General features: G+C 39.5%; 12 protein-coding genes. 2 read left to right on the plus strand and 10 right to left on the minus strand.

Annotated features, from left to right (window positions below; all coding sequences use genetic code 11):
• Window positions 1–247: 247 nt before the first annotated feature.
• The 7 genes from ftsX to I6N96_RS01565 form a co-directional block, all read right to left on the minus strand.
• A complete protein-coding gene (gene ftsX, locus I6N96_RS01535) occupies window positions 248–1,132 on the minus strand; it encodes a permease-like cell division protein FtsX (RefSeq protein ID WP_209555737.1) in 885 nt (294 codons plus the stop codon).
• The gene (gene ftsE / locus I6N96_RS01540; RefSeq protein WP_209555738.1) at window positions 1,125–1,811 is read right to left on the minus strand and encodes a cell division ATP-binding protein FtsE; all 687 of its coding nucleotides are present in this window, start codon (window positions 1,809–1,811) and stop codon (window positions 1,125–1,127) included. Before ftsE ends, ftsX begins: the two co-directional genes overlap by 8 nt.
• Before the next feature lie 106 nt (window positions 1,812–1,917).
• A protein-coding gene (gene prfB, locus I6N96_RS01545) for a peptide chain release factor 2 (RefSeq protein WP_209555739.1) occupies window positions 1,918–3,016 on the minus strand; the annotation gives its coding sequence in 2 pieces (ribosomal slippage) (window positions 1,918–2,943 and window positions 2,945–3,016; 1,098 coding nt in all).
• Window positions 3,017–3,265: 249 nt separating this feature from the next.
• Window positions 3,266–5,794 (minus strand): preprotein translocase subunit SecA, encoded by a 2,529-nt coding sequence (gene secA, locus I6N96_RS01550; RefSeq protein WP_209555740.1) that lies wholly within the window; start codon window positions 5,792–5,794, stop codon window positions 3,266–3,268.
• Between the two features lie 359 nt (window positions 5,795–6,153).
• Window positions 6,154–6,705, minus strand: a complete 552-nt coding sequence (hpf, locus tag I6N96_RS01555) for a ribosome hibernation-promoting factor, HPF/YfiA family (RefSeq protein ID WP_209555741.1) — start codon at window positions 6,703–6,705, stop codon at window positions 6,154–6,156.
• 140 nt (window positions 6,706–6,845) lie between these two features.
• Window positions 6,846–7,277 carry a ComF family protein gene (locus I6N96_RS19685; RefSeq protein ID WP_245186801.1) on the minus strand — a complete coding sequence of 144 codons (432 nt, stop codon included), beginning with the start codon at window positions 7,275–7,277 and terminating at the stop codon, window positions 6,846–6,848.
• A gap of 235 nt (window positions 7,278–7,512) precedes the next feature.
• On the minus strand, window positions 7,513–8,844 hold the full coding sequence (locus I6N96_RS01565; protein ID WP_209555743.1) for an ATP-dependent helicase ComFA: 1,332 nt from the start codon (window positions 8,842–8,844) through the stop codon (window positions 7,513–7,515).
• A 140-nt stretch (window positions 8,845–8,984) separates the two neighbouring features.
• On the opposite strand from I6N96_RS01565, the gene I6N96_RS01570 reads away from it, so the two are divergent.
• Window positions 8,985–9,284: a YciI family protein gene (locus tag I6N96_RS01570; RefSeq protein WP_209555744.1), complete on the plus strand. Its 300-nt coding sequence runs from the start codon at window positions 8,985–8,987 to the stop codon at window positions 9,282–9,284.
• 189 nt (window positions 9,285–9,473) lie between these two features.
• Here the strand turns inward: I6N96_RS01570 and I6N96_RS01575 are convergent, their stop codons facing one another.
• Window positions 9,474–9,776 carry a DUF7662 domain-containing protein gene (locus I6N96_RS01575; RefSeq protein ID WP_209555745.1) on the minus strand — a complete coding sequence of 101 codons (303 nt, stop codon included), beginning with the start codon at window positions 9,774–9,776 and terminating at the stop codon, window positions 9,474–9,476.
• A gap of 146 nt (window positions 9,777–9,922) precedes the next feature.
• On the opposite strand from I6N96_RS01575, the gene I6N96_RS01580 reads away from it, so the two are divergent.
• Complete coding sequence (locus I6N96_RS01580) at window positions 9,923–10,564, plus strand: YigZ family protein (RefSeq protein WP_209555746.1); 642 nt, start codon at window positions 9,923–9,925, stop codon at window positions 10,562–10,564.
• A gap of 52 nt (window positions 10,565–10,616) precedes the next feature.
• Here I6N96_RS01580 and I6N96_RS01585 read toward each other — a convergent pair whose 3' ends face one another.
• On the minus strand, window positions 10,617–11,087 hold the full coding sequence (locus tag I6N96_RS01585; RefSeq protein ID WP_209555747.1) for a GNAT family N-acetyltransferase: 471 nt from the start codon (window positions 11,085–11,087) through the stop codon (window positions 10,617–10,619).
• 130 nt (window positions 11,088–11,217) lie between these two features.
• Window positions 11,218–11,925: a GntR family transcriptional regulator gene (locus tag I6N96_RS01590; RefSeq protein WP_209555748.1), complete on the minus strand. Its 708-nt coding sequence runs from the start codon at window positions 11,923–11,925 to the stop codon at window positions 11,218–11,220.
• Window positions 11,926–12,223 lie beyond the last annotated feature (298 nt).

Below are 12,223 nucleotides of genomic sequence, written 5' to 3' on the forward strand. Positions count from 1 at the left end.
TTGCACTTTTCCATAATAGTAAGGATAGCGAACTTATTCAAAGAAGTAAAGAGAAAAGAGAAGGAGAATTCCTAAAACTAGATTGCTTTATAAAATCTGCCAATCAAGCAAGTGACTAAGAGGAAATGTTAAAAACTAGTTTCTCTACAGCAACTATCGCTGTCTATCGCTGATAGTTTCGTGGATTCTTTGCAGCTCATTTTGAACAAAAACGAGTGCAGGAAAGATTCCCGCACTCGTACTTTTCTTATATTTTCAGGAAGCGACGCATAGAAATCACAGATCCGACAGATCCGATGATCACTCCGGTGCCAACCATCAATAAATTCAATTGCCATAAAAAGTCTTCCGGCTTCAGCATAGAATAATTTGAACGCAGTAATTGCAGGTTCAAAATGTTATAGGCATAATGATAGCCAATTGACATCAAGATCATTGGTACAAACGCTCCAAGTAATCCAATCCAAGCTCCTTCAAGGAAAAATGGCCAACGGATGTATCCATTTTTTGCACCAACAAGACGCATGATTTGAATTTCTCTTTGTCTTGAAAGAATCGTGATACGGATCGTATTGGAAATCAGGAAGACTGCAACGAACAATAGTAAGCCGGCAGCTGCCAAGCCCCATGTTCTTACTGTTTCAGCCAATTGGAATATCTTATCTGAAGAAAGACCACCGTAGTCTGCTTTAAATACATTCTGCAGTTTTCCTGCTTCTTCTGATATTTTCTTTGTCTCTTCAGGTTCTTTTGCACTTAAATAGTAAACATCGTACAAAGGATTGCTGTCTCCTTCAAAAAGGTTCCATGCGTCTCCCATTTGATCCTGAATTTTTTTCAGCTGTTGATCCTTATTGGAATATGAGATGGAATCAACATTCTTGATTTCTCTTAATTCACTTTCCAAAGTCTGCATCTCTTCAGCTGTTGTACCGATATCAACAAACACTGATACCGTTACGTTATCAGATATATCTTTTGCTAATTTCGTGGCATTAAAGATAACTGCCATAAAAATACCTACAAGTATAAGTGTGATCGTTACAGCACTTGTCGAAGCTATCGTCATCCAACCGTTTCGCTTCAAACTTTTTATACTCTCTAGTAAATGAGTAAAAAATGTTCTAATCATCGTAGCCGTAATCCCCTTCCGCTTGATCTCGAATGATTCGTCCGTTTTCTATTGCAATTACCCGATGACGAATCGTATTTACGATTGTACTGTTATGTGTTGCCATTACAACCGTAGTTCCCTGAGCATTAATCCGATCCAATAGCTTCATGATTTCCCAGGAATTTTCCGGATCAAGGTTTCCTGTTGGTTCATCGGCAATCAGCACCTTCGGCATATTTACGATTGCTCTCGCAATAGAGACACGTTGCTGTTCCCCACCAGAAAGCTCACTTGGAAATACACGTACTTTATGTTTCAGACCGACAAGATCCAACACTTCCATTACACGTTTTTTAACTTCACGTGGTTTTCTTCCAATTACCTGCATTGCATAGGCAACATTCTCATAAACCGTTTTTTTGCTCAACAGCTTGTAATCCTGAAACACGATTCCTATTTCTCTACGAAGATAAGGAACTTCTCTGTTTTTGATCTTTATCAAGTCATGTCCAGCGACTCTCAATCGCCCTTTGGTGGCTTGTTCTTCACGATACATCAACTTGATGAAAGTAGATTTTCCGGCACCGGATGGACCTACTACGTATACAAACTCACCTGGCTTTATTTCTATTGAAAGATTTCTAATAGCAGTTGTACCATTAGAGTATTTCTTCATTACATCTTTCATTTCAATCATGATGTTTTCTCTCCATCTCCATAATAAAATCATTGTTTATTATAGCATTAATTTGTTTCAGTCTTCTTTCAAGACTTTACAGTTATATTTCATTTCCGTGAATGGCTCAGATTTTCAATTTTAAATACGCATCGATAAATCCGTCAAGATCTCCATCCATGACTGCTTGAACATTTCCTGTTTCAAAATTCGTGCGATGATCCTTGACCATCGAATATGGGTGAAAAACGTATGAACGAATCTGTGAACCCCAACCAATCTCTAGTTGTTCTCCGCGAATGCTGGCTGCTTCTTGTTCTTTTTTCTCCATCTCCAGCTGATAAAGCTTTGCTTTCAGCATAGACATTGCCTGTTCTCTATTTTTCAACTGTGAACGCTGTGCCTGACTAGCGACTACTGTCCCTGTCGGCAAGTGAGTGATCCGCACCGCTGATTCCGTTTTATTGATATGCTGACCACCAGCTCCACTGGCACGATATGTATCGATCTTAAGATCATCAGAATTGATCTCGACCTCTACTGTATCATCCAACTCGGGCATCACGTCGACAGAGCAAAAAGAAGTATGTCTTCGCTTAGCAGAATCAAACGGCGATATCCGAACCAAGCGATGAACACCCTTCTCAGATTTCAAATAGCCAAATGCATTATAGCCTTTGATTTCCAGAGTTACACTTTTTATCCCAGCTTCATCTCCTGCCTGATAATCCAGTGTCTCAACTTGAAAACCATGACTTTCAGCCCAACGTGTGTACATGCGAAGCAGCATACTGCCCCAATCCTGAGATTCAGTTCCCCCGGCTCCGGGATGCAGTTCAACGATTGCATTGTTCTTATCATATGGCTCGTTTAACAATAATGAAAGTTCATAGATTGAAAGTTTTTCAGAAAGCTGTTTTAGTCTCTCTATCAGCTCCTCCTGAATCTCTCCATCAAACTCTTCTTGCTGCATCTCATTCATGATTTCCAATTCTTCCAGCTCTTCCGCGAATTGATTGAATTGCTGAAATTTCTCTTTATAGATGTTTGTTTCATTGATCAGCTTTTGGGCCTCCTCTGTATTGTCCCAAAAGCCAGGCTCAGCCATCTGATGCTCAGCTTCAGCAATATCTTCTTCCAGCTGATCTAAGTCAAAGAGACCCCCTAAAACTATTTATTTTCTCATTTATTTCATCCAATGCATGACGAATTTCTGCATTTTCCATTCATGAAACATTCCCTTCTATCAGTAAAATGGTTGTTTAATCGTGGCACTTGCTATGCTGATAAAAACCAAGGATACCTGATGACTCTGATAAAATCAATGATAATCCACGATTTCTCTACACTCTTAAACATCTTTCAAGACTAATTAAAGAGCGTGGGATACAAGTGAGACCCCACGCTCATTCTTTGACTAAGTTACACTGTCGCGGTACAGTCTATAACTGATTTTCTCACAACAATTCTAACAACTAGGCATTCTTACCATGACAGTTTTTGAATTTCTTACCACTACCACATGGACAAGGATCGTTACGCCCTACTTTATCAACTTTAACCGGTGTTCTTTTAGCTGAAGTGTTGCTTTGCTCTTCCGCTGTTTCACCTGGATGGCTTGCTTCTCCTTGAGCAACCTGTTCTCTTTGTACATTCTGACGAATCTCAGATTTCAGGAACAAACGTGTTGCTTCGAATTCAATTGCACCAATCATATCTTCAAACATCTTATATCCTTCAGTTTGGTACTCAACTAATGGATTATTTTGACCATAGGCACGCAATCCTACTGATTGACGCAGCTGATCCATTGCATCAATATGATCCGTCCATTTTGTATCTACAACTCTTAGGATAACTACTTTTTGGAATTCAAGCATTTGCTCCGGTCCATTTAACTGACCTGCTTTTGTTTCGTAGACGCCTTTTGCAGCTTCATACAAATACTCTTTGATTTGTTCCGGTGTCTTATCTTTGATATCTTCAATAGAAACTGCATCTTCATGAAGAATTGCAGAACCGGCAAAATCAACAATGCCTTCCAAATTCCAGTTTTCTTTTTCAAGCTGTGTATGACTATCAACAACACGACCAATCGTGCGTTTGATCATATTCATCAACACTTCTGTCAGATCATTTTCTTCCATGATGACTTCTTGACGCTGTGCATAAACGACTTCACGCTGTTCACGCATAACATCATCATATTGCAGTACATTTTTACGTGTATCGTAGTTGTTTCCTTCTACACGTTTTTGCGCAGATTCAACCTGTCTTGATAACATTTTACTTTGAATCACAGCATCTTCTTCTTCGATCTTCATGCGGTCAAGGAAGACTTTGATACGATCCGTACCAAAACGTCTCATCAATTCATCTTCCAATGAAAGATAGAATTGTGATACCCCAGGATCTCCCTGACGACCTGAACGTCCACGCAACTGGTTATCAATACGACGAGACTCATGACGCTCTGTACCAATTACAGCTAAACCGCCAAGCTCTACGACACCAAGACCAAGCTTGATGTCGGTACCACGACCTGCCATGTTGGTAGCGATCGTTACAGCACCTTTTTGACCGGCATTCATGATGATTTCTGCTTCTTTAAAGTGATTCTTCGCATTCAATACTTCATGAGGTACTTTTTCTTTATTCAATAATTCTGAAAGCAATTCAGATGTTTCTACTGCTACTGTACCAACCAAAACAGGCTGGCCGTTATGATAGCGTTCTTTGATATCCTGAACAACCGCTCTGAATTTACTTTCCAGTGTCGGATAAAGCAGATCCGGACGATCATCACGGACGATTGGACGGTTTGTAGGAATCTGAATAACTTGGATATTATAAATTTCACGGAATTCTTCTTCTTCCGTTTTAGCTGTACCGGTCATCCCAGACAGTTTTTTATACATACGGAAATAGTTCTGGAATGTAATAGTAGCCATTGTTTTTGACTCATCTTCAATCTCTACGCCTTCTTTGGCTTCGATTGCCTGATGAAGCCCATCAGAATAACGACGACCATCCATGATACGTCCAGTAAACTGGTCAACGATCAGGACTTTTCCTTCCTGTACCACATAGTCGATATCACGAATCATGATATAGTTTGCACGCAATGCCTGCTCCATATGGTGAGTTAATGCTGTATTTTCGATTTCATACAGGTTTTCCAATCCGAAAGCTTCTTCAGCCTTTTCCATACCTGCTTCAGTCAAGTTGATTGTCTTAGACTGAACATCGATTTTGTAATCTTCTTCTTCTTTCAATTTCTTCACTAAGTTATCTGTACGTGTGTATAATGCAGTAGACTTTTCAGCCTGCCCTGAAATGATCAACGGCGTACGCGCTTCATCGATCAAAATTGAATCCACTTCATCGACGATTGCATAGTTAAGAGGACGCTGAACCATTTGGTTGCGGTATACAACCATGTTATCTCTCAGGTAGTCAAATCCAAGTTCATTATTCGTGCTGTACGTAATATCTGAATTGTAGGCTGCACGTTTTTCTTCCGGTGTTTTTGAGTTGATGTTCAACCCGACACTCAAGCCTAAGAAATTATACAGATCTCCCATTTCACTTGAGTCACGTGTTGCCAAGTATTCATTGACTGTTACTACGTGAACACCTTCTCCTGAAAGAGCATTCAGATAAACCGGCATTGTTGCCGTCAATGTTTTACCTTCACCAGTTCTCATTTCCGGGATATTCCCATCATGAAGAACGATACCACCCATTAGCTGTACGCGATAAGGATATAGACCAAGAACCCGTTTTGCTCCTTCACGAACAACAGCGAATGCTTCCGGTAATAGCTGATCAAGTGTTTCGCCTTTTTCATAGCGTCCTTTGAACTCATCAGTTTTAGCTTTAAGTTCTTCGTCACTTAGCTGTTCCATAGCAGATGCATATGTTTCAATCTTATCAACTATAACTTCAAGCCGCTTCAATTCTTTTTTATCGTTTTCAATCATCTTTCTAAGAAAATTTGCCATTGTTTAAGTGTTCCTTTCAATTAACTCTATTTATTTTTTCTCCGAATTACACAATCATTTTGACACAGAATGTACAATCATCCTTCTTATTTTATCACTACTTCATAAGAAAGGAAATAACTTCTGTCAAGAATTGCTTAAATAATTTATATGTACGTTAAGTAAAATGGATAAGCCACCAGCCTGTTTCCTGATAACTTTTTCCCATAATCGGATAAACAGCAGAACAGAAGCCACTCACTTGGAGACGGATGTAATCCAACAGAAAAATGAAGCCATTCCCGTAGATTTCCAGCCTCTCAGAGCTGAGTGCTTCTGTTCCAACCTCGACTATTACTAATTCTTAATGATCGGTTTGATTAGTCTGTTTCAATCAAGCCGTATTTGCCATCTTTACGACGATAAACAATACTTGTTCCGTTTGTTTCAGAATCTTCAAAAATAAAGAAGTTATGTCCAAGCATGTTCATCTGTAAAACTGCTTCTTCACTATCCATTGGTTTTAGTGAAAGGCGTTTTGTACGTACGATATCCAGCTCAGAAGTTTCTTCCGCTGTCTCTTCCTCAGTAAAGAAAGCTACTTCCTTCACAGAGCCAGTTCCTGTTTCACGTGACTTGCGATTGATTTTTGTTTTGAATTTACGGATTTGGCGTTCCAGTTTGTCTACAACCAAATCAACACTTGCATATAGGTCAGGAGAAGTTTCTTCTGCTCTCAATACCAAGTATGGAAGAGGGATAGTCACTTCAACCTTCGCAGTTTTTTCAGTATATACTTTCAAGTTAACATAAACGGTCGCTTCTGGTGAATCGCTGAAATATCGCTCCAGTTTTTTGACCTTTTTCTCTACATAGTCACGAATTGCCTCTGTTACTTCAATATTTTCTCCACGTACATTATATCTAAACATAACAATTGCCCCTTTCATCTACCACATAAAGAAAGAATAAAAGGACCACTCTCTTACTCTCTCTTCTTAACTCTATTATAGCTAACAATTATCTATTTGCCAACAATATTGATAATCAAATTTTTCTATATTTGTTCAATTCAGCGAGCAACAGAGAATGTTTCCAGCTTTTTGACCGGATATTTTAAAATAATTTCCGACGCAAAGAAAAGAGTCCTTCCTGTCGTATATATATCATCAACCAGCAAGACATTCCTGTCAGCCAAGAGATGTTCATATGTTTTACATAAATGAAACGGCTGATGTCCGGATAACCGTTCTTTCCTTCCTTTTTTTGATTGCGGCTGATCACTTCCTGTTCGAACTAAACAGTCTGTATAATCAACAGCTGCTCCCTTCAAAAGCCCTTCAACTTGATTAAAGCCCCTTTCTGATAATCGATTTTTCGACAGGGGAATGGGAATAACAAGAAAATTTTTCTTCTTTTTGAAATAGACGGCAATTTTTTGAGAAAAGCTATGGCGCAACTGGTAATTCCCTTTAAACTTATATTCCTCAAACCACAGCTTCATCTCATCATCATATTGAAATAATGCAGTATGATGAAAAGAATAATCCGGGTACTTCTTTTGCCAAAGATGACAGTCGCTACAATAGAAAGAAGAACACTTTCTTCCACAGCCATTACATAGTTGATGCCCTTCGAGGAGTTGAAACTTTTTTTGACAGTTTATGCACAGCTCATAACGCGGGAGCGGGTGAAAACAAATGAGTTCTCGAATAGAAAGAATCCTACTGATCCTCTGACTACAATATACACAGTTCATCCACCAGCCCCCCTTCTTTCGCAAGCTGATTCATCCTTTTGATTTGTTTGACTGCTTGTTTGATTTGATGGTTTTTCCCATCATGAAGGAACCAAACCTCCCCACCTGTATAATTGCTTTTCCGATCAACTCGACCTGCAATCTGAACCAGAGCAGAGGCTGAAAACACTGGATGCTCTGCGCCAAGAACAATGACGGAGACTTGATCGAAGGTCACACCGCGCTCCAAAATTGTAGTAGTCAAAAAAAGCCGAAATTTCTTTTCTCTCATCTGCAGGACTTTTTCAGCTCGGTCCTCATCCTTAGAATGAACAGAGGCGATCGAAATATTTGGCATTTGCAAGCTGAATAATTTATAAAGCTCATTCAGTAGAGAAATACTTGGGCAAAATAAGAGTACGTTATTCTTCTTCATCAACTTGTTGATACAGTTCATCAACTCTTTAGGTATCCTTTTCTGCGCTATCTTCCTTCGCCAGTGGAAGCTGCTCTTCAACATTGGGATCGGGAGCTGTCTGCGATGATAGCGTGCCGGAAGGACAACCATCTCCAATTCATTTTTTGCTGACAGATGGAGCAGCTGTTTTGTAGGAGTAGCAGTCAAATAAAGGAGTGCTGCCTGTTCTTTTATTGCATTTTCAGCTGCTGTTTGAAGCATTTTCTCATTTACAAAGGGGAAGGCATCGACCTCATCAATGATCAGTACATCAAAGGCTTGATAAAAGCGCAACAGCTGGTGCGTTGTACACAAGACAAATTTCGAGTAACGATAGATCTCTTCCGAATCCCCATACAAAAGGATCAGGTCCTCTTCGGGAAACACTTTCCTGAGTCGAGGATACAATTCCAGACACACATCTACTCTGGGTGATGCGAGTCCAACCCGTTCTCCTCTACTCAATGACATGCGTATCGTTTCAAAAAGCATCTCCGTTTTTCCAGCACCTGTAACTGCCCAAACCATGCCGTTTCTTTTTTCAGCCGCAATCCTTTGCAATTGATCAGAAACAGTCTGCTGTCCTGCAGTCAATTCCCCAGCCCATTCAAACACTACCTTACGCGAATGACCGATTACTTCTGCCATATGATATAGAGTTCCATCACTGTCTATCCGTCCCAATTGGATACATGACGGACAAAAATAACGTTGCTGCTGGAGCTCTACCGCTTCTAGTGGGTGGATACAGCCACACCTTCCGCAGCATACTTTACTTCCGTTGATGACCATCGCTGAAAAATGAATAGCGTTTGAAAGATCAATATTTTTTAAAAGCTCTTTCTTCATTACTTTTCTGCCTATCAGTTCATTCACAAAATCACTTCCTCATAACTACTATTCGCAAAAAAGACAAGTATCATTTAAATTCATTTCCCTATTAATTTCTCATTCTTGCTCTGCTATAATCAAATAAAGAACAACCGTTAAAAAAGGAAAAGATTGGAAGTGGGAATATGGATAAATGGTCATATGTCATGTTTATAGAGAAAAGTAAAACCTATAATAAAATCACTAAAGCAATCGTTGAAAGTCATGTGGGAAATCTTCGAGCATGGGATGAAAACGGCAATTTAGAATTTTGCGGAGTGTTCAAAGGTTATCCCGGTGTAGCAGGTATGGTCATTCTCAATGCCGAAAGTTACGAAGAAGCTGAGGCACTTTGTAAACAGGAACCATTAGTTGTCGGTGGTTATGCAACCTATTCACTGAAAGCTGTCCAAGTAGCAGACAAAGAAAACAATTATTTACTGTAGGAAAACATTGAAATATTCCTATTGCGACACGCACATTAAACGTCCTTGCACATATTTTGGCAACAAACTCAATTTAGCAAACATGCTGAAATAAAATAGAACGAATATCAAAATAGAAAGAAGAGACTGGAGGCTAGCCAATCTCTTCTTTCTGTTTTTTATCATCTAATACAGCTTTTGTTGTTTATTTTACAAAAGCGACTCTTTAAAAAGTCCATTTGCTTTCAATAACTTGTTAAATACGATGTATTCTTTTTCTAAATTCACCTGAACAACTTGATAGCCGGCATTCAGCCAACCGTATGCACCTTTTTCCGGATGCTTATAATCATTTGCCCACCAGTCAGTATCTGTTCGAGCTGTTGCAGGCAAGCCGGAGTAAGGAAACAACAGTTCATCAAACTGGGTAAAAGTCAAAGTCACTTGAGAACCGCCATTTTCTCTCAGATAATGGGTCACATGATTGTATTTCTTAGAACGTTCTTTTACCATCGAATCCCCTCCTTGATATCATTATTATCTCATAAATCAGCGAACTTTCAACTATTCTAAGTAAGAACTTTTTATCCTTTCAAGTTGCTTAACGGACACTTTTTTCCTATACTGGTACTAACGATGATGAAGAAAAGGAAGAGACGATGATTGATCATTATTTTACTATTTTACAGGATGGACAGCATGAGATTGAAATCAAAAAATCCAGATTCATTTGTTTTATGAAGCGTGTCAAAACAGAAGATGATGCGAAAGCATTTATTGCTGAAATAAAAAAGGAACATTGGAAGGCCAACCACAATTGTAGTGCCTTTATCCTTGGAGATAGAGGCGAGATTCAACGAAGCAGCGATGATGGAGAACCGAGTGGTACTGCCGGCATCCCAATGCTTGAGGTATTGAAAAAGCAGGAGCTGATAAATATTGCGGCTGTAGTTACTCGTTATTTTGGCGGCACAAAGCTTGGTGCGGGTGGGTTGATTCGCGCATATAGTCATTCCGTTTCTGAAGCCATTCAGGCAATCGGCTTAGTTGAAGGGAAATTACAACAGGAAATCACACTGACTATTGAGTATCCGCAGCTTGGAAAGCTTCAAAATTTTCTGGAAACGAGCGGCTACACAACAAAGGATACTCTGTTTACTGAAAAAATCACTGTAGTCTGTCTGGTAGATGAAGAGACTGTACCGCTGTTCATTTCCGAAGTGACAGATATTTTGAATGGACAATTTACCTATGAAGAAGGCGAAACTAGCTACCATGAGATTCCCCTTACATCAAAATAGAGTTCTTCGACAAACACAAAAGAGCTGCGGCAGAATTTGCCGCAGCTCTTGTTCATTTTTCTTTTAAAAAAAGTTCGTTCACTTCATCAAATACATAGCGGTTTGATAAAAGTGCTCCACAGGAGGCTAGATTTTCAGGTTCAGGCTGGACAATGATTCGCTCACAATCTGTGAATGCCATTATATAATCCGTCAGCTCAGCAACAATTGCCTTACCGATCCCTTTCCCGAGAAACAGTTCTTCTCCGATCATGTAATCGATGCTGTAGGTTCCCTTAAGTGAATGTGTACCATGCCACTCTTCGCCGCTTTCTGAGAAAAAATAGTACTGGCAAAAACCGATAGATTGACCGTTCCAGCTTACGATGAAATGATGCAAAAATTGAAAAGCATCCGCCCGCTCCGTTACTTCCAACAGCCAGTCTTCAGGATCATGGTACCATTTTGCCACATGTGATTTCTTCAGCCATTTTTCAAAGAGTGGTATATCTGTATCCATAAATTGTTTTAGTATCAAAGTCATATCTATTCCTCCAAATTTTCTGATTTTGTTTCACACAAAAACAAGAAAATCGGCGGACCTCGAATGCTTTGATTTCGGATAAATTAGCAAGGGTAGCGAATATTCATCTGATTTCTCTCCTTCTCTGTAGTTATTTTTCTAAATAAAACTCAAAACGGTTCCCCGCATATTGGGTGCGCACATACTCAAAAGGGCGACCGTCAGTCAAATAGGAAATCTGGCGAAGCCTTAAGATCGCCTCACCTCGTTTGATTTCCAGATATTCAGCAATTTGTTCCGATGCCAGCATTGCAGAAATCGTCTGATTCGCTTGTCCGATCTTATACCCGCCCTTTACTTCTAATGTTTTATACAGCGACTGACTAACTTCAGATTTGCTGTACTTATCAATGAGAGAGTATGGGATACTTGCTACCTCAAAACAAATAGGAACATTGTCCGCATATCGTATACGCTCCATCCTCAGAATCGATTCATGCTCAGACAGTTGAAGCTTTTCCAGTTCGCTTGAGCTAGGCTGTGTAATAAAATAAGAAACTGTTTTGCTGGATGGCGTCCGATTTTGAGAAACCATGATTTCAGTAAAGCTTGTCGTTCCGATCATTTTTTCTTGAACTTTTTGCCTTGCTACATATGTACCGGAACCGATTTTTCTTTCTAATATTCCTTCATCTGCCAGAGTCTGTATTGCCTGACGCAGTGTCATTCGGCTCACATTGAACTGAACAGCCAGCTCACGCTCTGATGGCAGACGATCGCCAATGGCCCATAGACCCTTTTCAATATCTTCTTTGATCTTATCATGTATTTGTAAATAGATTGGTAAAGATGATGTCATCTGCTTCCCTCCTCATTTGTCTATTTCTTTAATTATAACTGGTATATACCTCATTAACAACCACATTTTATGATATAAAAGGATAAATCAACATTCTGTCAATTTTGGTCTAAGTGAAATCTAGTAACATAGCAAGCGAAAAAGATAGATCTGAACAGGCTTTTCCTTAGAAAATACAACAACCAGCTAGTGACCAAAAACATCAGACAAACCTTCGACATAACCATGTCACACTGCTCTGGTTGTGAGTAAACAAAATGCTAGGATCTTCTGTCCTATTCCTTCAACAAGAAGAAAA

It is taken from the genome of Enterococcus larvae, assembly GCF_017830045.1.
In the GTDB taxonomy this organism is placed as follows: Bacteria; Bacillota; Bacilli; order Lactobacillales; family Enterococcaceae; genus Enterococcus_L; species Enterococcus_L larvae.